The sequence below is a fragment of the Rossellomorea pakistanensis genome, assembly GCF_016908495.1.
In the GTDB taxonomy this organism is placed as follows: Bacteria; Bacillota; Bacilli; order Bacillales; family Bacillaceae_B; genus Rossellomorea; species Rossellomorea pakistanensis.
Genome location: NZ_JAFBDZ010000001.1, coordinates 1228036 through 1248395 on the forward strand (window position 1 = coordinate 1228036; position 20360 = coordinate 1248395).

Sequence of the window (20360 nt, forward strand, 5' to 3'; positions counted from 1 at the left end):
AGCAAGACTTCCAAAGCTTTCTGTTATTAGATTTGACCTTAGCATCCGATTTCATGTGACGTAAATTTTACTAACTGATGAATTAATAGTCATCTTCCCTAAAACCGAAATCTTTTAGATTGGACATTTTATTTCTCCAATCCTTCTGTACTTTGACCCAAAGCTCTAAATACACTTTTGAACCAAGCAGATTTTCAATGTCGGTTCGAGCCCTTTTTCCAATTTCCTTTAACATACTTCCTTGTTTCCCAATAATAATTCCTTTTTGTGAAGCTCTTTCAACTACAATCGTGGCCATTACATCGATGATATCTTTGTCGCCTCTAGTTTGCATTTTATCAATCATTACTGCGAGGGAATGAGGGACTTCCTCTCTTGTAAGATGAAGAGCTTTTTCCCGGATTAGTTCAGATACGATAAATCTTTCAGGATGATCGGTTACCTGATCAGCCGGATAGAATTGTGGGCCTTCCGGCAAAAAGTTCTTAATCTCTTTCAATAGGTTTTCAACATTGTTGCCTTCAAGAGCTGAGATTGGCACAGTAGCTTTAAAATCATATAGCTCGTTGTATTTCTCCATAATTGGAAGAAGCTCATCGGGATGCAGCTGATCAATTTTATTCAGTACAAGAAATACTGGTGTATTGACGCCTTTCAGCTTTTCAATAATGAACTCATCCCCGCGGCCAAATCCTTCTTCAACATTAACCATAAACAATACCAGGTCTACTTCTTTCAATGTGTTTTGGGCAATTTTCATCATGAAGTCACCAAGCTTATGCTTTGGTTTATGAATTCCTGGTGTATCAATAAAAATCATTTGTGAATCCTCTGTTGTCAGAACCCCTTGCACTTTGTTCCTAGTCGTTTGTGGCTTATCACTCATAATGGCAATCTTTTGACCAATAACACGGTTTAAGAAAGTAGATTTTCCTACATTAGGACGTCCAATAATAGAGATAAAACCAGATCTGTATGCTGTATTTGTTTCTAAGTTATTCATTTAAATCCTCCGGTGAAAATGCTCCTGGTAGTAATTCATGAACGGTTAATTCTTGCACATCCCCATTTAAATTGGTTAATATAACTTTCATGCTTGGGGAGCATAATTCTGATATTACCTGTCTACATGCTCCACAAGGAGGGACAGGTCTGTTAGTATCTGCAACAACTGCAATCATTTGAAAATCTTTATCTCCCTCTGAATACGCTTTAAAAAGGGCTGTACGTTCAGCACAATTACACATACTATAGGCAGCATTTTCAATATTGCAACCATGATATACTTTCCCGTCATTTGTCAGTAACGCTGCACCCACTTTAAATTTCGAGTAGGGGACGTATGCCAATTCTCTTGCTTTTTTCGCTTCTTCGATTAATTGAGTATGATCCATTACTTTAAACTCTCCTTTAAATCCTGACAATTCTATTTTACTACATTTTCGTGAAAAAAAAATGGGCTGACATCATATTGTTAAAAAATAGTTAGATTATTCTAAAAATTAGACAACCCTATTATGTCAGTGAACTTATTGTATACAACTAATTTACGGTTTTCAAATTTCCATTAAAAATTTTTATTACGATTTATTTCAATAAAAAAAGATAACCCAATAATATGCCAAGACCATTTTGATTTATGGATTTTGACTTTTGGGTTATCTTCTAATTTTAATTAAAAAAACGAATAGCTTTTGGTAAAAAAATGATCACTCCAATGATGATGGATCCAATCGAAAAAATCAACACTGCTCCCGCCGCAACATCCTTTGCCTGTTTAGCTAATGGCTTAAAATCGTCCGTTACCAAATCAACGGTCCTTTCAATGGCTGTATTGACTAACTCTAGAGAAATCATAACAAACATCGTCAAAAGCAAAATCAACCATTCAGTGGGAGTGACCTTTAGTGTAAATCCTAAAAAGATAGTAAGAACTGCTACCAAAACATGAAACCTAATATTCATTTCATGTTTCCAAGCATTATTTATTCCCTGTGCCGCAAAAACAAAGGATTTAAGAAATCGCGTTAGTCCAGGTTTATGTCCTTTGTAACCCATAAGCCTCTAGAATATCCTTTTGCCTTTGAAACATTTGCTTTTCATCCTCTTCTTCTAAATGATCGTAGCCAAGTAAATGGAGAAATCCATGAAGAGCTAAAAATCCTAATTCTCTTAAAAAAGAATGACCATATTCTTCTGCTTGCTCCTTCGTTTTCTCTACAGATATGACAATATCCCCCAATACCCTTGGCATATCTACCCCAACAATTTCAATTTCGTCTTCACCCATTTCTTCAAGTGCAAATGAAATGACATCTGTAGGCTGATCCTTGTCACGATAATCACGATTAATTTCTTGAATTCTTTCATTGGACACAAAGCTAACAGATAGTTCACTTTCTTGTTCTATATTTTCTTTTAATGCTGCAAAGTTTAAAAGCTTTTCTACTAGTTCAAAATCTGCAGGTGAAAGAATACCGGTTTCATCTTGGAAGTCAATGACTAGATTCATGTTTATTCTCCTTTTCCTCATTTTCTGGATATTCAATTCTAGAATGAAAGATACCATTTAGTGTTTCACATAGTGTCTTCTTTACTACTTGGAGCTCTTTTAATGTTAAATCACATTCATCAAATTGACCATCCTGCAGCCGATCTTTCACTATATTATTAACAAGTTTCTTTATTTCTTCTGCTGTCGGAGATTTCATTGATCTTACTGCTGCTTCAACGCTATCTGCTATAGATATAATCGCTATTTCCTTCGTTTGAGGCTTTGGTCCGGGATAGCGATATTCCTCTTCATTCACGTCTTTCCCTTGTTCTTTAGCCTTATGATAGAAGAATTTTAATAAAGAGGTCCCATGATGCTGTTCCGCAATATCAATAAATTCTTTAGGAAGTTTATGCTTCCGAAGCATTTCAGCACCGTCTGTCGCATGTGAAATAATGATATTTCGACTTGTTTCAGGTAAGAGACGATCATGAGGATTCTCCATATTCAACTGATTCTCTATAAAGAAATGGGGTCTCCTTGTTTTCCCGACATCGTGGTAATAACACCCTACCCTTGCTAACAATCCATTAGCACCGATTGCTTCACAAGCAGATTCTGCTAAATTCGCCACCATAACACTGTGATGGTATGTACCAGGTGTCTCAGTTAAGATCTTTTTCAGCAGTGGATGATTGGGGTTAGATAATTCAACAAGTCTCATAGCAGACAAAATTCCAAATCCTGCTTCAAAGAATGGTAAAAAACCTATCGTCAATACAGCAGAGCTTATACCTGACACAAATGCATAAACAACAAAATACATGTATTCAACCTCTGAATACTGCGCACCTCTTAAAAAGATGAGGAAGAATATAATCAGGACATTTACAGCAGAGACAGATAAACCCGCTTGTAAAATATTTGATCTTTGGCGTCTATTTGATAAGAATAAAACACCTGCTAGCCCACTGAATAATATGTACATCGCCATCTCGATATCGATAGCACCAGAAATTTCGTAATGAAATACAATACTACCACAAGCCGCTAGAATCATCACCAATAACATGGCCACTCTTTCATTGAGCATAATTCGAATCAGCATACCTGCAAGTGCTGCAGGATAAAGAAAACCTACTTTGTCCAATTCAAGCTCATTCATGAGGCCGACAATTTTCATCAAGATTAGGGATATGACAAAGATTAAGCTAAGAAGAATAAGTCGGTTTTGTTTCCTCTCTTCAGGGAGATTCCAGTTATAGAAGTGGTAATAGATCGCTCCAATACTGACAAATACAAAAATACCAAGTCCAAGGTAAATCTTTAGCGACCCACCATCAGATAATAGTCCGAGAAGCTCAAGCTGACGATACATTTCGTGAGTAACCATTTCTCCCTCTCTCACAATTATCGTACCTTCTAAAATGATTTCCTTCTCAACTGCTTCCATTGCTGCTATTCGTTTCTCTTCCGTTAATTCTTCATTATAAATTTCCGTTGGAGCAACCGCTAATCGGCCAATGGACACCATTGATTGAATCACTTTCTCTGAGAAATTACTCATTTTTAAATACTGTTCCATTTTCCCTTTTGCATCAGTTAATTCTTCCTCATACACCTTTTCATCCATTACAGTCTTAAGTTGACTAACAATAAATATGTTCACACGTTCTAATTCTTCTTGACTCAAGCTAAGCAATGATTTTAAATCTTCATCCGATAATTCTTTTGTAATGTCTTCCTTAACATTTGCCGTTAAATTCTTCTTAAGAGTAGCAAGCTTCTCATCAAGTGTTGGTACTTTCTTAGTTTCGTTTATTGTATCTTCCGTATTTTCACTATCGTCTGGAGCAGAGTCCTTATTGACGTCTTTAACTAATGTAAAAATTGAATCTACAAGCGCTATACGATTCGGTAATTGCTCGTTATTATGTACATAAACAGGTTCTACTTCTTCTGCTGCTTTTTCCCTTTTTTCTTTTGTCTTTTTCTTGTCTTCTTCATTTTTCGGTGCGACAATCGTCTGATCAGACTCTTCAAAAACGTTTATATCGTATGTTTCTGGTTTTACATTTCCATACAGGACTCCATATAAAAGGAATCCTAAAATGATAAAAATCAAGAATGTAAACACCTTATAGCTTAAAATAGACCTAAGTTTGCTTATAAAAGGATGAAAAATCATGTTTACCTCCTATCCCCTATGACTGGCAGGCTCATATTGTACTAAACTTCTATCAATTTATGTAAAATGATAACAGTTTTTAGTAGAGATTTCATCTTCAATTTGTTTTCTTCATATAAATTTCAACAAAAACATCTTTTTTTGAAAAATTTGTTAAAGGTTAAATAAAGAAAAAGACTGAGACAGTTCATTTATAAACTGTTTCAGTCATCATTTGAGTTCTAGGCGTCTTTTTCATATGCATCAATGATTTTAGCAACAAGCGGGTGGCGTACAACATCCGATTTCTCCAAATAAATGATCGAAACTCCTGACACACCCCGCAAAATCTTCTCCGCATTCACAAGTCCAGATTGCACCCCTCTAGGTAAATCCACTTGTGAACGATCACCTGTAATGATCATTTTTGAATCAAATCCTAATCGTGTTAAGAACATCTTCATTTGGGCTTTAGTCGTATTTTGAGCTTCATCAAGAATAACAAATGCATCATCAAGTGTTCTGCCCCTCATGTATGCTAATGGGGCAATTTCAATTGTTCCTCTTTCGACTAGTCTTTCTGTATGATCCGCACCTAATACATCGTGCAGCGCATCGTAAAGAGGTCTCAGGTAGGGATCCACTTTTTCCTTCAGGTCACCAGGTAAAAAGCCAAGACTCTCCCCCGCTTCAACTGCGGGTCTCGTTAGGATAATTTTTTTCACATAACCATTTTTTAAGGCATGAACAGCCATGACTACAGCCAAATAGGTTTTACCCGTCCCTGCTGGTCCTATACCAAATACGAGGTCATTCTTTTTGATTGCTTGAATATATTGTCTTTGTCCAAGGGTCTTAACTCGTATTGATTTCCCTTTAGCATTTTTTGTAATTTCCTCATTGTATAGCTCATCAAAGTATTCTAAAGTACCTTGCTTTCCCATTTGAAGAGCATAAATGACATCTCTTTGACTTATATTAATTCCTTTTCTAACAATTGATAATAAGCGGTTTAATATTTCTGTTGCAAGAACTACCTTCTCTTCTTCACCAGAAATGGCAACTCCTTCACCTCTGGTCACAATTGAAATGTGAAGGTCTTCTTCCATTAATTTAAGATGCGAATCAGAAATACCGAATAGCGCTATTGCTTCATTTGGGTTTTCTAGTTGTAGACTAGTTGTTTTTAATTCTTCTGGCATTCCTTAGTCTCCTTGAATGATTGGTTGTTCAATCGCAATATCTTCTATCACTTTATAGTACATGTTTAACCTTACTTTACCATTATCAACCTGCTGATGTAAAATTTTTTCACCAATTATTTCAGCATCTTCTGGCAATTGTGATTTTAAATCTTCCTTTGCTAATCGTTTGGCTACTTTAATCGCTTCTTTTTTATTATATGTTCTTGTAACGCTCTCATTTTCCTTTATAGAGGTATGGGTATACGAGATAGGAAGCTCCCATTTAAATAGCTTGATCTTCTTCTCTGACGTTTCCTTCACATAATCCTTATACTCTGGGTTTCCCCATCCCCAAATAGGGATTTTAAAACTACCAACCGATAAGGAGTGCTTTGTCTTCTCTTGACCTGTAAATACTTCAAAGTCAGTCTTAAGTGGGAGTTCAACTTGAGTGGTATACCAAGTTTGTCCAAGTATCACTCCTTTTGCAGGGACAACTTTCGATTGTTCTTCCTTACCGATCACCCCTGATACTAGGAGATCTCCTTTTTTCACATAATCATTAACAGCAACCTTTGTTTGTCCTTGTTCTACGAACATTTTTACAATAACCGCTTTCTGTTTAGCGACTAAATTTTGATTACCTGCTTTTTCTACTTCTTCAGGAGCATTTTTTTCCACTACTTGAAAATGATAGGTTGTCCCTTTTAACTCCACGCCTACCCAGGTGATATTATCCATCCGATTGGATAATTCTCGTTGAATGCTTTCTACATCTTTCACAAAAAATTGCGATTTTCCAATTTTCACACCAATTTCATCAAGTTCTTTTCGAATCTGATGCTCAGTTTTAGGAGATGCGCCCTTGATCTCAATTCCCCAAATCATATTGGATAAAATAATGATCAAAGCAAAAAAAGCAAAGCCTCCTAATAAAAAACCACTATTCTTAAGTGTTCTCTTCCACAAAAATGGTGTACCTTGTCCTTTAATAAACGAAACACGACAGTCAAATTTTCTTAATGCTCTTCTTAAATGGTGAATGTCTTTAAGAGAAATGTAAAATATCACGGTTTCATTTCCAACTCTTTTCACTTGCCAAATCGATATATTTAAGCGAATAAGTGCATTAAGCACTCGTTCTAATCCTTTCCCTTCTACCTTAACGAGTATTTTCCCTGTAAAAAATGTTAACCAATGATTCTTCAATGCGAACCCCTCCTATCCCATTACTGATCAAGATATAATACTTCGTGGATATTTCCTTCAAGCATGATCTCTTCTGGAAGGATCATCTTTATCACAAACGACTTCCCTTTTATAAGCAATTGTCCTTGTTTTAAAAGGAGTCTTACCTCTTTATCTGTAAAGGTTAATAATCCCCGATGATTTTCTATATAAATATGTAATTGCCCAATCATCGTAATTCTAGGTAGGTCCATCATGACATCATCCGGTAGTTCCATTGTTTTAGTCATCCACTGGCGCATTTGCTGCACCCATTTTTTTGCCATAAAAAGAACCCCCTCTCATCTCATATTTATGAAATAAAAGGAGGTTTCATCACATATTTTTTTCGTTATCCTCTATGTGTGCGTTTTTTCGCACGCGGTGGCCCTAAAATCTCAGAAAGGACAATGCCTTTGACAAAATCATCTTTTGTAAAAGAGTGCAGTTGTACGTCAACGGGTTTTACTTCTTTTTTTTCTGTTCGATTAATTGTTCTGTTTCTAGTAATAGTCTCCTGCTTTTCAAGTTCATTAAACCTTTTGTCCGCCTCTTTTTTTCTATCTATAAATGTACTCGTTTTTTCCGTTATAACCTCTTTAACCTTCTCTACTTGATCGGGAGTAGGCTTCATAGGTTGTTCCAGTTCATAGCCTATCTGTTTCGGAGTAGATCCCTTTGTGTCCTTTGTTTGCTTATTGCCAAACCTGTTAAAAATCATTCCGACAAGTCCAATCAAAATCGCAAAGATTAAACTTTCCATAAACAGATCTCCTTTCTAGTGTAAGGATCTCTATTCTTCGTTTGATTCATTCTCGTTCTTCCCACCTGTAAGCTTTCCAATGGAACCACGCATATCTGTATCGGATTCAATATTCTTTAGGTTCATATAATCCATTACACCAATATTCCCTGTTTTAAGTGCTTCTGCCATAGCTAGAGGAACTTCTGCTTCAGCTTCTACTACCTTCGCTCTCATTTCCTCTACCTTCGCTTTCATTTCCTGTTCTTTTGCAACGGCCATTGCACGGCGTTCTTCCGCTTTGGCTTGAGCAATATTCTTATCTGCTTCAGCTTGCTCTGTTTGTAATTCAGCTCCAATATTTTTACCGATATCAACATCTGCAATATCAATGGATAGAATTTCAAATGCTGTTCCTGCATCTAAACCTTTTGCTAATACCGTTTGAGAGATCATATCGGGATTCTCAAGGACCTTCTTATGGTTGTCAGAAGAGCCAATCGTAGATACAATGCCTTCACCTACACGAGCAACGACGGTATCTTCCCCAGCTCCACCAACTAAACGATCAATGTTTGCACGAACCGTAATACGTGCTTTTGCTTTAACCTCAATTCCATCCATTGCAACACCGGCAATAAACGGTGTTTCAATTACTTTAGGATTAACACTCATTTGAACCGCTTCTAATACATCACGACCTGCTAAGTCAATCGCCGCACATCGCTCAAAGGTTAATTCAATATTTGCTCTGTGAGCGGCAATCAATGCATTAACTACTCGATCGACGTTACCTCCTGCAAGGTAATGACTCTCAAGTTGATTAATAGACAAATCAATTCCCGCTTTATGAGCTTTAATTAATGGATTAATAACTCTATTCGGAATAACCCTTCTTAATCGCATTCCAATTAACGTAAAGATACTGATTTTCACACCAGCTGCTAATGCTGAAATCCATAGCATGACTGGTACAAATGTAAATAATATCGCTAAAACGATAATTCCGACAACGATGGCCGCTAAAACTAATATTGTTGATGCATCAAATACCATCTTAATTCCTCCTTATTTATTCAACTTCTCGAACTACAATCCGAGAGCCTTCCACCTTAACAATTTTCACTTTCTTATCCTGTCCGATATACCCACCTTCTGTTACTGCATCTATTCTTTCATCCTCTAAAAGTATAGTTCCTGATGGGCGGAAAGGCGTTTTCGTAATTGCAATCTTACCTATTAATTCATGCCTATTCACATTAGAAACATAGCCACTTTCCGTATTGGTTGAGTCCTTTAGAATAATTTTGTTAAATAGTTTCATTTTTTTCCTGAACACCTTTACAAATAAAATCATGGCGATGATAGCAACAACGAAAGCGATTAATAAAGAAATTCCCATAGTCATAACATTGCCTCCTGCCATAAGTATACTACCTACTATTGCAGCAAGTCCTAAAATTCCAGCAATACCACCAGGCAGGAAAAATTCTGCTACAATTAACCCTACACCAATTAAAAAGAGAATTAGAGTCTCGTATCCGGCCAGACCTGCTACATAATGACCGTAGAAAAAGAGGATCAATGATACAAGTCCTATCGAACCTGCTATCCCAAATCCAGGAGAATATAATTCTACCACTAGCCCTAAACTTGCCAATGACAACAGGATTGGAACGACAATGGGATTGGTAATAAACCTTGCAAGCGTCTCTGCAAAAGTCTCATCAACTTTTTTGGTAGTGGCTTCAGCATAACCAAGAGTAGACAATAGTTCATCCATGCTCTTTACAGTCCCTTCAGAATATCCAACCTTTTCTGCAGAACTGGCGCTTAGAGTAAGCAATTCCCCTTTTTCAATCCCAAGCTCTTTTATCACCATTGAATCATCCGCCATTGCCATCGCATATTTTGGATCACGATCGCTTGTTTCAGCTGCACTTTTCATTGCAGATAGCCAGTAACTCTGAGCTTTTTTATCAGCTGCATTTCCATCACCAGTAATAATCGCTGCAGCCCCCATCTGACCATTTGGAACCATATAAATTTCATCTGCATGTAATGAGATAAATGCTCCTGCTGACAATGCCCTGTCATTGACAAATGCCACAGTTTTAATCTCGGTATTATCCAAGAGTTTTGCAATACTTCCTGCAGCATCTACAGCTCCACCAGGTGTATCAATATCAAAAATGATAAGGTCTGCTCCATCACTTTCTGCATCGGAAATGGCGCGGTTTAAAAATGCATTTAACCCCTTTTCGACTTCTTTTTCTACTGGGACTATGTAAACTAGTGAGTCATTTGCATTTGTTCCTTCTGGAAATGGCTGATATAGAATGAGCCCTAAAATAATGATAGCAATAACCTTTATGAAATGTTTCTTCAGATGTTCCCCCTCCTTTCAGGCATGAAATGACTTACTATACTTACGATATTCGCCTAAAAAAGTTTCATTTTATTTAATATATTAAGAATGTTTTCGTAAACAATGTTGTTATTTGAAAAAGAATTAGTTGGTTAGAGCGGAAGGATCTCACTTTCTGCGGGGCGGGGGGTGAGACTCCTCGTCGCCTTGCTCCTGCTTAGTTCTGTTGGAAATTGGGCTATATTCCTATTCTACTCTTAATCATAAAAATGATGAAGTCTAATTCTTCTTAAAACAAAAATAAACTGGGAAGTGATGATCACTTCCCAGTTTATTTTTTAAGATAAATGATGTTGAACAAGTTTGTTGACGAGAGCTCCATCTGCTTTCCCTTTAACCTTAGGCATGATTGCCCCCATCACTTTACCCATATCAGCTTTTGAAGAAGCACCAACTTCAGCTATCGTTTCTTGAACAATAGCAGAAACCTCTTCCTCAGAAAGCTGTTTAGGCATATATATGTCGACGTAAGTCAATTCAGTTCGAATTTTATCAGCAAGGTCTTCACGACCTGCATCTGTAAATTCTTGGAGGGAGTCTTTCCGTTGCTTAACTTCGCGAGAAAGGACTGTCAACTCTTCATCTTCTGTAAGCTCTTGTTTCCCTAGCTTAATCGCCTCATTTTGCAATGCGGCTTTAACCATACGAATAACAGAGAGCTTGGCTTTTTCTTTATTTTTCATCGCTTGTTTCATATCATTATTTAAACGATCGAGAAGACTCATTGCTACACCCTCTCTTAGAACTTACGTTTTCTAGCGGCTTCAGATTTCTTCTTACGCTTTACGCTTGGCTTTTCATAGAACTCGCGCTTTCTGAATTCTTGCAAAGTTCCTGTTTTGGAAACTGAACGTTTGAAGCGACGAAGAGCATCTTCAAGCGATTCGTTTTTACGAACAACTGTTTTTGACATCTCTCTTTCCCTCCCTCCGAACACACTACACTTACATGTTCATTTAAAGAACGCTTGGCTAATGCCAATCCGTTAGAGCCCATATTGGTACCCTAAATGCTACCATTTGTAGCATCCCTACTTAATTTAGCAGGTACAGAAAGTGTGTATCTTTCTGGAATGGATTCTGAAAATCCATTTACTTTGTAAATTATAATATAAGCCTTTAAATAGGTCAACATTTTATCCACAATTCTAAAGATAAATAGACATGTCTCCTATCATCTCGCATACACTGTGATAGAGGTGAGGACATGCTTCCTATTCTATTCTTTATTCTTTTCATTGGAATATTCATTATAGGGATGACTTGGTTAAGAATCGGGTTATTTAATATTGCAAGTTCAAAAATGGAGGAATGGATTTACCGTTTGACGAACACCCCCATCAAAGGAATGATTGTCGGAATTGTTATCACAGCCATTCTTCAAAGCAGTTCTGCAGTCATGGTTCTTACTGTTGGACTTGCTACATCCCGCTTAATTACTTTCAGACAAACAATAGGAATCATGCTTGGAGCCAATATTGGAACAACCTTTACTCTAGAAATTATTTCTTTAAAAATTGACTACCTTATCATCCCGTTAATTCTTATTGGAGTCATTCTCTATTTACTACCTTTTCAAAAGTTAAAACCATTATCGTTAGTTTTTATTGGGATCAGTATGATTTTTTTATCTATGCAGGCATTTGAATGGGTGGCCACCCCACTAGCTGAGACGAACTGGGTTGAGGAAAAAATAATAGATATGAATTCAAGTATTCTTTTTTCAACAATCATTGGAGGAATATTAACGGCGATTATTCAGTCAAGTACTGTTGTAACTGGAATTGCCATGAGCTTCTTGGCTAGTGATATCATACAAATACAAACAGGTATTGCGATAATGCTCGGTGCTAATATTGGGACTTGTATTACCTCATTAATTGCTAGCATAGGTGGAGGAAAAGAAGCTAAACTGACGGCCTATGCTCATATTTGGTTAAATATTATCGGAGTAGTTTGTTTCATCCCATTCATCCCTGCACTTTCAGAAATAGCTTCCTCCATGACAAATCAGACAGATGTCCAATTGGCACACGCGAGTCTATTATTTAATGTTATTTGTTCACTAGTAGCCCTTCCTTTTGCTCTCCCTTTTGGACGATTTATTGAATGGCTCCACAAAGGGAAATAAACGACCCTAGGCAAGGGCACTCACTTAACATCTGCAGAAGTGTTCAAAACGTAGAACGATCCCATAATAAAAAAACCATCAAATACTCACTTTTAAAAATGCCTTTACTCAATCATGGATTTCAGCACTGTCTTTCCAGGAGCATAGGGGGCCGTCTCTCCCAAATACATGCCCTTAAAAAAAATCCACTTTGCTATGGGAGGGACTGACACCACGAACTTAAAGAATAAGTTGTTGCTTAATTCAAAATTAATAATCCGAATCACTCGTTATCCCTTGAACGATTTGCACACCAGAGCTTGCTCCGATCCTTGTTGCCCCTGCTTCTATCATATTCTTTGCATCCTCAACACTGCGAACCCCGCCTGAAGCTTTCACTCCTAGAGCGGGTCCAACTGTTTTTCGCATGAGAGCAATATCTTCCACAGTAGCTCCGCCTGTAGAGAAGCCAGTTGAAGTTTTCACGAAGTCTGCACCCGCTTTAACAGCCAATTCACAAGCTCTTACTTTTTCTTCATCCGTTAATAGACAGGTTTCGATAATTACTTTTGTTAGCGCTTTTCCTTTTGCAGCAGCCACTACCGCCTGGATATCCTGCTCTACTAACTCGTCATTTCCATCTTTTAGAGCACCAATATTAATGACCATGTCCACTTCAGTTGCACCATTTTCAATTGCATTTTTTGTTTCAAATGCTTTTGTTTTAGCAGTACTTGCTCCTAATGGGAATCCGATAACCGTACATACTTTAACATCAGTTTCCGACAGAATTCCACTCGAGAATTTCACCCATACAGGATTAATACAAACAGATGCGAAGCCATATTCTTTTGCTTCCATACAAAGCTTTTCAACTTGTTCTTTTGTCGTTTCAGCTTTTAACAATGTATGGTCAATCATTTTTGCCAAATCATTACTCATTTTTACTATAACTCCTTTCAGCTTAAACGGTTGTTGGTCGTACACTCCAAGGGGTTCTATTGATAAATTATTCCCTAACTTTTGTGATAAAAACATTTTTGTTTATTCATTTTTATCTTAGCCTGTTTTCGTGTACATTGTTGTTATTAGAAAGGGCTTGGTTGCAGCGAAAGGATGCTCGCTTTCCGCTCCAACCAACCGTCTTACAAAAATTTATGTTCTTAAAAAACAACAAGCTTTTAGAAAACAGCCATATCTTAAATAGAACAACCGGAATCAAAAGATAGAAACTTTATATAAAAAAAGAGTTGATCATAAGAAAAGACTAGAAAATACACCAGCTAGAAAAGAGACTTTAATTTGATTCTTTTCTTTGATGTGATTCCACTCGTTTTTTAGATCAACCCATTTAGGATTAATTTATTTTATAAACACGTGCTTCATATGGCTGTAACGTTAAAGTGGTAGCTTCTTCCTTATCAACAGGATAATTATTTAATAACAGATTGCTACTATCTAATGTGCTTTCTTCAAATGTAAAAGTAGCCATGTCTTTAGAAAGATTTGTAACAACAAGCATTTTCTCAAAATCATCTGTACGTGTATATGCGAATATCTGCTCATCCTTAGGAAGTAATAGATCATATTGTCCGTATGTGAACACTTCATGATTTTTCTTTAATTGTATAAGCTTCTTGTAAAAAGAAAGGATAGAACCTGCTTGTTTTTCCTGTAGCTCAACATTTATCTCTCTATAGTTAGGATTTACTTTCATCCATGGATTCCCTTTAGTGAAACCCGCATTTTTTTCAGAAGACCATTGCATAGGAGTTCTACTATTGTCACGGGAGGATGCCCAAATGATTTCCATAATGTCTTCGTGCGATTTTCCTTCTTCTTTTTTCAAACGATAAAGATTCCTTATCGCTACATCATCATAATCGTCAATCGAGGGAAAATGAACATTTGTCATTCCAATCTCTTGTCCTTGATAAATAAATGGTGTCCCTTGCATTAAGAAATACATTGCTGCCATCGCAGTAGAGCTTTCTTTCCAAAACTCTTCGTCATTTCCCCAGGTCGATACCACTCTAGCTTTATCGTGGTTTTCAATAAATAATGCATTCCACCCATTATTTTCAAGACCCTTTTGCCAACGTGTAAGTACCTTTTTCAGCTCAACAATGTCCAAATCTGGATTTGTTTCAGCATCCCAAAGCCCTAAATGCTCGAATTGAAAGATCATATCCATTTTCCCATTTTCTTTTCCAACCCAGAGTTCCGCTTCATCAGCAGTAACTCCGTTTGCCTCGCCAACTGTCATGACGTCATAGTTTGCATATGTTTGATCTTTAAATTCCTGCAAGAAAGTGTGGATTCCTTTTTGGTTCATATGCATATCAAAAGAAGAAACATATTTTTTCTTCTTTGGATTTGGCATATCCGGTAATCCAGCTCTCTTCTTAATATGACTGATGGCATCAATTCGAAAACCATCAATTCCTTTATCAAGCCACCAATTTACGGTATCATATAGGGCCTGACGCACTTCCTTTTTTTCCCAATTTAAGTCAGGTTGTTTTGTAGAAAAAACATGTAAGAAGTATTGCTTCGTCCCTTCATCATATTGCCATGCCGAACCACCAAAGATACTCTCCCAGTTATTTGGTTCTATCCCTGCTTTGCCATCCTTCCAAATATACCAATCACGTTTAGGTGACTCTTTAGACGAGCGGGATTCAATAAACCATTCGTGTTCATCACTTGTATGATTAAGCACTAAATCTATGATTAATTTCATCCCTCTATTATGAACTTCTGCTAATAAGTGATCAAAGTCTTCCATTGTCCCAAATTCATCCATAATATCTTGGTAATCTGAAATATCATAACCATTGTCATCATTCGGTGATTTATACATTGGACAAATCCAAATCACATCGATTCCTAGATCTTTAATATAATCTAAACGTTCAATGATTCCCTTTAGATCTCCAATTCCATCTCCATTTGAATCCTGAAAGCTTCGTGGGTATATTTGATAGCCAACCGCTTCCTTCCACCATACTTTTTTCATGTCAGCACCTCTATAGTTAAAGAATTTTATTTATGTCGTGGTTTTACGCTTTGCGCAATCGTTTGCACTATATTCACTACTTAGTTTACAGTCTTTTTAATAACTAATCAATATAGAAAATAATATTTTAGCAAAAAAAGAAACCGTTTTCTTGAAATTAAGCTGAATTCCTTTCTTTTAGTCCCTACCAATTAATATTTTGTTAGTCATAGGAAAATCCGCTGATTTATAAATTTTTCTAAAAGATTGTTGTTTTTTAAGAACATAATTTTTTGTAATAAGGTTGGTCTTCGCTACAGGTGCGAGACTCCTGCTGGAGCAGAGCCCCGAGAGGATCACCACCCGCCCCGCGGAAAGCGAGATCCTTCCGCTCCATTTTTCAAATACCAACTATGTTTACGAAAACACTCAAATCAAAAAAACTGAGCCTCATTTGAGACTCAGCTTCGTGTTTATATGGCAGCAGACTCCTGTTCGTTGAGAACATCATCCATTACTCTTACAAATTTCCCTTCATTATATGGATATCCAGCTTTTGTTAGTTTGACTTTTACAAGCTTTCCAACCATTTCCTCAGTTGCAGGGAAAATAACTTTTAAATAATTATCTGTGTATCCTACATATAAGCCGCTTTCTGGTTCTTCTTTGTATTCTTCTTCAGGAATAACTTCAAGTACTTCATTTTCAAAAGTTGATGCGTATTCTTTGGCAAGTTGATCTGATAATTGAATGAGACGATGGACACGTTCATTTTTTATATCCTCATCCACTTGGTCTGTCATTCTTGCGGCTGGTGTACCTGTTCGTTTGGAATATGGAAATACATGTAATTCAGAAAATTTATGATGCTTTATAAAATTATACGTTTCCATAAATTCTTCTTCTGTTTCCCCTGGGAATCCAACGATGACATCAGATGTAACAGCAAGTCCTGGTAATGCTTTTTTCAGTTTTTCTAAACGTTCCGCAAAGAATTCCATCGTATATTTACGTCGCATTCTTTTTAGTACAGTGTTTGAACCTGATTGTAGTGGAATATGAAGATGTCTTACAACCATACTTGAGCGGTCAATGACATCAATCACTTCATCTGTCAGTTGGCTAGCTTCGATTGAAGAAATACGGATCCGTTTTAATCCTTTCACATTTTCTTCGAGATCACGAAGAAGCATAGCTAAATTATAATCCTTCATATCTTCACCGTAACCACCTGTATGAATACCCGTTAGAACAATTTCCTTATAGCCAGCATCTACAAGCTGCTGTGCTTGCTTAATGACTTCCTCCGGGTCCCGAGATCTCATTAATCCTCGTGCCCAAGGGATAATGCAGAATGTACAGAAGTTATTACAACCTTCTTGAATTTTCAATGAAGCACGTGTACGATCTGTAAATGCTGGTACATCTAATTCCTCGTATACGCGATTTTTCATAATATTACCGACGCCATTTATTGGCTGACGTTCATCCTTATATTGTTCGATATAAGTGAGCATTTTTTTACGATCTTGCGTACCCACTACGATATCTACCCCAGGAATAGCCATAATTTCTGCTGGTGATGTTTGAGCATAACAACCCGTTACACAAATAACTGCGTCCGGATTTTTTCTGATTGCACGTCTGATTACTTGACGACTTTTTTTATCACCTGTATTTGTAACCGTACATGTATTAATGACATATACATCTGCTGAAGACCCGTAATCTGTTCTTTCATAGCCTTCATCTTTAAATAATTGCCAGATAGCTTCAGTTTCATAGTGGTTTACTTTACAACCAAGGGTGTGAAAAGCTACTGTAGGCATAGAAATCACCTCATTAATTCAAATTGATAAGAAATGGCAGATAGCACATATAGTGGTGCAGTTTCTGCCCGTAATATTCTAGGGCCTAATCCACAGGGTAAAAAGCCAAATTGTTGGCTAGTCATTACCTCTTGTTCAGTAAGCCCACCTTCTGGTCCAAAAATAATCAAAATTCTACTACCATTTTTCATTGAAGAAATAGTATGAGCGAAATTACCTATTTCGCATGCTCTCGACTCTTCTTCATAAGCAATGAGTTTATATTCATATTGATTACTCATATCTATCAATTCAGAAAAGGAGTGGGGAGAAAAAACTTTAGGAACTAGTCTACGATGGGATTGTTCTGCGGCTTCTTTTGCAATTTTCTCCCAGCGCTCGACTTTCTTCTTCGCTTTCTTTTCATCCCATTTTACGATGGAGCGATCTGCGTTAAAAGGAATAAACTCATGTGCCCCAAGTTCGGTTCCTTTTTGAATAATCCATTCCAGCTTATCCCCTTTGGGCAGTCCGCTCGCAATCGTTACTGTAATCGGTAACTCTTTTATTGCCGTCTCCCATTGTACAATCGATGCTTTAATATCGTCACTGGAAATACTTTCAATTTGCGAAATGGCAGATTTACCACCTTTAAAGACAACAAAAAATTTGTCGCCTTCTTTCATACGCATTACTCTTGTCATATGATGAAAATCGTCTCCATCGACATAAAAAAGCTCACCGTCAATATATTCTTTTTCTAGAAAATACCGTTGCATTTTAGTCACCTCAACTCTGGACGTTTAGCAATAATCGCTACCCAATCCTCCATGACCATTATTTCTTCAATCAAGAAACCACTATTTACAAGGGCATCTTTAACTTGCTGCTTTTTCTGTTGGATAATCCCTGATGTAATAAAATATCCACCAGGCTTTACAACTTCAATCGCTTTATCATTAAATCGTAAAATGATTTCAGCTAAAATATTGGCAACCACAATATCGGCTTGCTCATTTATATCGTCTAGTAAATTATTTTGACGAACCGTCACAGCATTTTGTACTTTATTCAGTTTAACGTTTAATCGAGCCGAGTTTACGGCTACTTCGTCAAGATCAAGGGCTTGAACAGGTTCTGCTTTTAATAATGCTGAGGCAATACTGAGAACACCTGAGCCTGTTCCAACATCGATAACCGAATCGAAAGGTTTAACTGTACGTTCTAATGCTTGTATACACATTACAGTTGTAGGATGTGTACCTGTTCCAAACGCCATCCCTGGATCTAATTCTATAATTAGTTCATCAGAATGAACGGGTTCGTACTGTTCCCAAGTTGGAACAATTGTAAACTTTTCAGAAATTTTCACGGGATTATAATATTTCTTCCACGCTGTTGCCCATTCTTCTTCATTGACTTCGGAAATTTCTACAGTATTTTTTCCAATATCAATATTGTAGAGAATAAGATTATTAATTGCCTGCTTGATTTCTTCCACCGTTTCCCCTAAAAAGCTATTTACAGGAAGGTAAGCTTTAACAATAACACCCTCTTCAGGGTAGTCTTCAGGATTGAGTTGGTAGATTTCGCCGTAAACATCCTCTCTTTCTTTCACTAAATCAAAAGGATCTTCAATGACAACTCCACTGGCACCTGCCTCATGAAGGATATTTGAAATCGGCTCAACAGCTTCATTTGTTGTATGAATACTTATTTCTGACCATTTCATATCGCTCTACCAACTCCATTCCTATTATTCACCTTTAAAGGCGCGTTTTACCTTATTAAAAAAGCTTTCATGTTGCTCATCCGGCACTTGACCACTAATATCGGCAAATTCTCTTAATAAGTCTTTTTGTTTTTCCGTTAGCTTGGAAGGCGTGACTACTTTTACAAGAATATGCTGGTCTCCAACACCATACCCTCTAACATTTTGAATGCCTTTTCCACGGAGTCTAAATTTCGTTCCCGTTTGCGTTCCTGCAGGGACTTTCAATTTCACTTTACCATGAAGAGTAGGGACTTCAATTTCATCACCTAATGCAGCTTGTGCAAAGGTAATTGGCATTTCACAATAGATATCCTCACCATCACGCTCAAAGAATTCATGTGAGCGCACATGGAAAACAATATATAGGTCACCTGATGGTCCTCCGTTAATACCTGGTTCACCTTGACCTGACACCCTTAGCTGCTGGCCATCATCAATTCCAGCTGGAATCTTCACATGGATTTTTCTTCGTTTTTGTACTTTTCCTACTCCACCACAAGTACCACATTTGACTTTAATGAACTTTCCGGTTCCATTACAGTGGTGACATACTCTACGGTTTACGATACGGCCAAATGGTGTGTCTTGTTCTACATTTAACTGACCAGCACCTTTACAATGAGAACATGTTTCTGGCTTTGTTCCTGGTTTAGCACCTGAACCATGACAAGTATCGCATTCTTCTTCTTTAGGAATTTCAATATCTGTCTCTTTACCAAAAGCAGCTTCTTCAAACCCAACCGTCATAGTGTACTGCAGGTCTGCCCCTGCTCTAGGTGCATTTGGATCTCTTCGTCTACCACCGCCACCTCCACCAAAGAAGGTGTTAAAAATATCTTCAAATCCTCCAAAACCACTAAAGTCTCCGCCGCCACCGCCGCCGAAACCTTGATTCGGATCTACATGACCAAATCGATCATACTGTGCACGTTTCTGATCATCACTTAAAACTTCATATGATTCTTTGATTTCTTTAAATTTATCTGCTGCATCCGCCTCTTTATTAATATCAGGATGATATTTTTTTGAGAGCTTGCGGTATGCTTTTTTGATTTCGTCTTTTGAAGCACTCTTGCTTACGCCGAGAACTTCATAATAATCGCGTTTACTCATCAAATCAACACTCCCGAATCCTTAGCATAAAGGTTATTTTAACATTGTTTTTGTACCCTTATCAATAAATAGTGAATAGAATCACACAATTCCTTATAAATCGTTATAGAATAGACATGAACTAAAGGCGTAAGCGCCCTAGACTAAGGATGAAAGCCTAAATTCGCCACGTCCTGTGGCAACGCCTTTCTGACCTACGTAGTGTGGACCTCCGACAAGCATAAGACGATCCATGAAGGAAGGGTAAATCTCCCTTTATTCATGGATTGGCTAAGACTCTCGGAGCTTTAGCGCTAGAGCTAGATTAGGATAAACT

Annotated in this window: 20 protein-coding genes; 1 reads left to right on the forward strand and 19 read right to left on the reverse strand. The window is 37.2% G+C overall.

Translation table 11 applies throughout. The annotated features are described in order from the left end of the window. Positions 1–82: 82 nt before the first annotated feature. The 13 genes from era to rpsU all read right to left on the reverse strand — a co-directional run bounded on the left by era (position 83) and on the right by rpsU (position 11155). Positions 83–1003, reverse strand: coding sequence for a GTPase Era (era, locus tag JOC86_RS06045; RefSeq protein WP_205168989.1), 921 nt, complete (start codon positions 1001–1003; stop codon positions 83–85). Then, positions 996–1394 carry a cytidine deaminase gene (locus JOC86_RS06050; protein ID WP_205168991.1) on the reverse strand — a complete coding sequence of 133 codons (399 nt, stop codon included), beginning with the start codon at positions 1392–1394 and terminating at the stop codon, positions 996–998. The genes era and JOC86_RS06050 overlap by 8 nt, the downstream gene beginning before the upstream one ends. 277 nt (positions 1395–1671) lie before the next feature. Next, on the reverse strand, positions 1672–2058 hold the full coding sequence (locus JOC86_RS06055) for a diacylglycerol kinase family protein (RefSeq protein ID WP_205168993.1): 387 nt from the start codon (positions 2056–2058) through the stop codon (positions 1672–1674). Continuing rightward, positions 2039–2512, reverse strand: a complete 474-nt coding sequence (gene ybeY / locus JOC86_RS06060) for an rRNA maturation RNase YbeY (protein ID WP_205168995.1) — start codon at positions 2510–2512, stop codon at positions 2039–2041. Before ybeY ends, JOC86_RS06055 begins: the two co-directional genes overlap by 20 nt. Further along, on the reverse strand, positions 2496–4682 hold the full coding sequence (locus JOC86_RS06065; RefSeq protein ID WP_205168998.1) for an HD family phosphohydrolase: 2187 nt from the start codon (positions 4680–4682) through the stop codon (positions 2496–2498). Before JOC86_RS06065 ends, ybeY begins: the two co-directional genes overlap by 17 nt. 221 nt (positions 4683–4903) lie before the next feature. Continuing rightward, positions 4904–5863 carry a PhoH family protein gene (locus JOC86_RS06070; RefSeq protein WP_205169000.1) on the reverse strand — a complete coding sequence of 320 codons (960 nt, stop codon included), beginning with the start codon at positions 5861–5863 and terminating at the stop codon, positions 4904–4906. 3 nt (positions 5864–5866) lie between these two features. Next, positions 5867–7054 (reverse strand): sporulation protein YqfD, encoded by a 1188-nt coding sequence (gene yqfD / locus JOC86_RS06075; RefSeq protein WP_205169002.1) that lies wholly within the window; start codon positions 7052–7054, stop codon positions 5867–5869. A gap of 20 nt (positions 7055–7074) precedes the next feature. Further along, complete coding sequence (gene yqfC / locus JOC86_RS06080; RefSeq protein WP_205169004.1) at positions 7075–7359, reverse strand: sporulation protein YqfC; 285 nt, start codon at positions 7357–7359, stop codon at positions 7075–7077. 65 nt (positions 7360–7424) lie between these two features. Further along, on the reverse strand, positions 7425–7835 hold the full coding sequence (locus JOC86_RS06085; RefSeq protein ID WP_205169006.1) for a hypothetical protein: 411 nt from the start codon (positions 7833–7835) through the stop codon (positions 7425–7427). 30 nt (positions 7836–7865) lie between these two features. Continuing rightward, positions 7866–8870: a flotillin-like protein FloA gene (gene floA / locus JOC86_RS06090; RefSeq protein WP_205169013.1), complete on the reverse strand. Its 1005-nt coding sequence runs from the start codon at positions 8868–8870 to the stop codon at positions 7866–7868. A 16-nt stretch (positions 8871–8886) separates the two neighbouring features. Next, positions 8887–10203: an NfeD family protein gene (locus JOC86_RS06095; protein WP_239587474.1), complete on the reverse strand. Its 1317-nt coding sequence runs from the start codon at positions 10201–10203 to the stop codon at positions 8887–8889. A gap of 317 nt (positions 10204–10520) precedes the next feature. Continuing rightward, complete coding sequence (locus tag JOC86_RS06100; RefSeq protein ID WP_205169015.1) at positions 10521–10967, reverse strand: GatB/YqeY domain-containing protein; 447 nt, start codon at positions 10965–10967, stop codon at positions 10521–10523. Between the two features lie 14 nt (positions 10968–10981). Next, the gene (gene rpsU / locus JOC86_RS06105) at positions 10982–11155 is read right to left on the reverse strand and encodes a 30S ribosomal protein S21 (RefSeq protein WP_032087602.1); all 174 of its coding nucleotides are present in this window, start codon (positions 11153–11155) and stop codon (positions 10982–10984) included. A gap of 293 nt (positions 11156–11448) precedes the next feature. Here rpsU and JOC86_RS06110 point away from each other — a divergent pair, with 293 nt between their 5' ends. Further along, positions 11449–12372: a Na/Pi symporter gene (locus JOC86_RS06110; protein WP_205169017.1), complete on the forward strand. Its 924-nt coding sequence runs from the start codon at positions 11449–11451 to the stop codon at positions 12370–12372. A 249-nt stretch (positions 12373–12621) separates the two neighbouring features. Here JOC86_RS06110 and deoC read toward each other — a convergent pair whose 3' ends face one another. The 6 genes from deoC to dnaJ all read right to left on the reverse strand — a co-directional run bounded on the left by deoC (position 12622) and on the right by dnaJ (position 20044). Beyond that, positions 12622–13293, reverse strand: a complete 672-nt coding sequence (gene deoC / locus JOC86_RS06115; protein WP_205169019.1) for a deoxyribose-phosphate aldolase — start codon at positions 13291–13293, stop codon at positions 12622–12624. 415 nt (positions 13294–13708) lie between these two features. After that, on the reverse strand, positions 13709–15370 hold the full coding sequence (locus JOC86_RS06120; RefSeq protein WP_205169021.1) for a glycoside hydrolase family 13 protein: 1662 nt from the start codon (positions 15368–15370) through the stop codon (positions 13709–13711). Between the two features lie 452 nt (positions 15371–15822). Next, on the reverse strand, positions 15823–17178 hold the full coding sequence (gene mtaB, locus JOC86_RS06125; protein WP_205169030.1) for a tRNA (N(6)-L-threonylcarbamoyladenosine(37)-C(2))-methylthiotransferase MtaB: 1356 nt from the start codon (positions 17176–17178) through the stop codon (positions 15823–15825). Positions 17179–17183: 5 nt separating this feature from the next. Further along, the gene (locus JOC86_RS06130) at positions 17184–17936 is read right to left on the reverse strand and encodes a 16S rRNA (uracil(1498)-N(3))-methyltransferase (protein ID WP_205169032.1); all 753 of its coding nucleotides are present in this window, start codon (positions 17934–17936) and stop codon (positions 17184–17186) included. Positions 17937–17941: 5 nt separating this feature from the next. Beyond that, positions 17942–18889, reverse strand: coding sequence for a 50S ribosomal protein L11 methyltransferase (prmA, locus tag JOC86_RS06135; protein WP_205169034.1), 948 nt, complete (start codon positions 18887–18889; stop codon positions 17942–17944). 24 nt (positions 18890–18913) lie between these two features. Continuing rightward, positions 18914–20044 carry a molecular chaperone DnaJ gene (gene dnaJ, locus JOC86_RS06140; RefSeq protein ID WP_205169036.1) on the reverse strand — a complete coding sequence of 377 codons (1131 nt, stop codon included), beginning with the start codon at positions 20042–20044 and terminating at the stop codon, positions 18914–18916. Between the last annotated feature and the right edge of the window lie 316 nt (positions 20045–20360).

What these genes read in the sequence shown, in the direction of transcription:
- JOC86_RS06085 (WP_205169006.1), bottom strand. Translation starts at nt 7,835, where the DNA reads ATGGAAAGTTTAATCTTTGCGATTTTGATTGGACTTGTCGGAATGATT.
- JOC86_RS06110 (WP_205169017.1), top strand. Translation starts at nt 11,449, where the DNA reads ATGCTTCCTATTCTATTCTTTATTCTTTTCATTGGAATATTCATTATA.
- JOC86_RS06050 (WP_205168991.1), bottom strand. Translation starts at nt 1,394, where the DNA reads ATGGATCATACTCAATTAATCGAAGAAGCGAAAAAAGCAAGAGAATTG.
- mtaB (WP_205169030.1), bottom strand. Translation starts at nt 17,178, where the DNA reads ATGCCTACAGTAGCTTTTCACACCCTTGGTTGTAAAGTAAACCACTAT.
- era (WP_205168989.1), bottom strand. Translation starts at nt 1,003, where the DNA reads ATGAATAACTTAGAAACAAATACAGCATACAGATCTGGTTTTATCTCT.
- JOC86_RS06055 (WP_205168993.1), bottom strand. Translation starts at nt 2,058, where the DNA reads ATGGGTTACAAAGGACATAAACCTGGACTAACGCGATTTCTTAAATCC.
- JOC86_RS06070 (WP_205169000.1), bottom strand. Translation starts at nt 5,863, where the DNA reads ATGCCAGAAGAATTAAAAACAACTAGTCTACAACTAGAAAACCCAAAT.
- JOC86_RS06100 (WP_205169015.1), bottom strand. Translation starts at nt 10,967, where the DNA reads ATGAGTCTTCTCGATCGTTTAAATAATGATATGAAACAAGCGATGAAA.
- ybeY (WP_205168995.1), bottom strand. Translation starts at nt 2,512, where the DNA reads ATGAATCTAGTCATTGACTTCCAAGATGAAACCGGTATTCTTTCACCT.
- rpsU (WP_032087602.1), bottom strand. Translation starts at nt 11,155, where the DNA reads ATGTCAAAAACAGTTGTTCGTAAAAACGAATCGCTTGAAGATGCTCTT.
- deoC (WP_205169019.1), bottom strand. Translation starts at nt 13,293, where the DNA reads ATGAGTAATGATTTGGCAAAAATGATTGACCATACATTGTTAAAAGCT.
- JOC86_RS06130 (WP_205169032.1), bottom strand. Translation starts at nt 17,936, where the DNA reads ATGCAACGGTATTTTCTAGAAAAAGAATATATTGACGGTGAGCTTTTT.
- JOC86_RS06065 (WP_205168998.1), bottom strand. Translation starts at nt 4,682, where the DNA reads ATGATTTTTCATCCTTTTATAAGCAAACTTAGGTCTATTTTAAGCTAT.
- dnaJ (WP_205169036.1), bottom strand. Translation starts at nt 20,044, where the DNA reads ATGAGTAAACGCGATTATTATGAAGTTCTCGGCGTAAGCAAGAGTGCT.
- yqfC (WP_205169004.1), bottom strand. Translation starts at nt 7,359, where the DNA reads ATGGCAAAAAAATGGGTGCAGCAAATGCGCCAGTGGATGACTAAAACA.
- JOC86_RS06120 (WP_205169021.1), bottom strand. Translation starts at nt 15,370, where the DNA reads ATGAAAAAAGTATGGTGGAAGGAAGCGGTTGGCTATCAAATATACCCA.
- prmA (WP_205169034.1), bottom strand. Translation starts at nt 18,889, where the DNA reads ATGAAATGGTCAGAAATAAGTATTCATACAACAAATGAAGCTGTTGAG.
- floA (WP_205169013.1), bottom strand. Translation starts at nt 8,870, where the DNA reads ATGGTATTTGATGCATCAACAATATTAGTTTTAGCGGCCATCGTTGTC.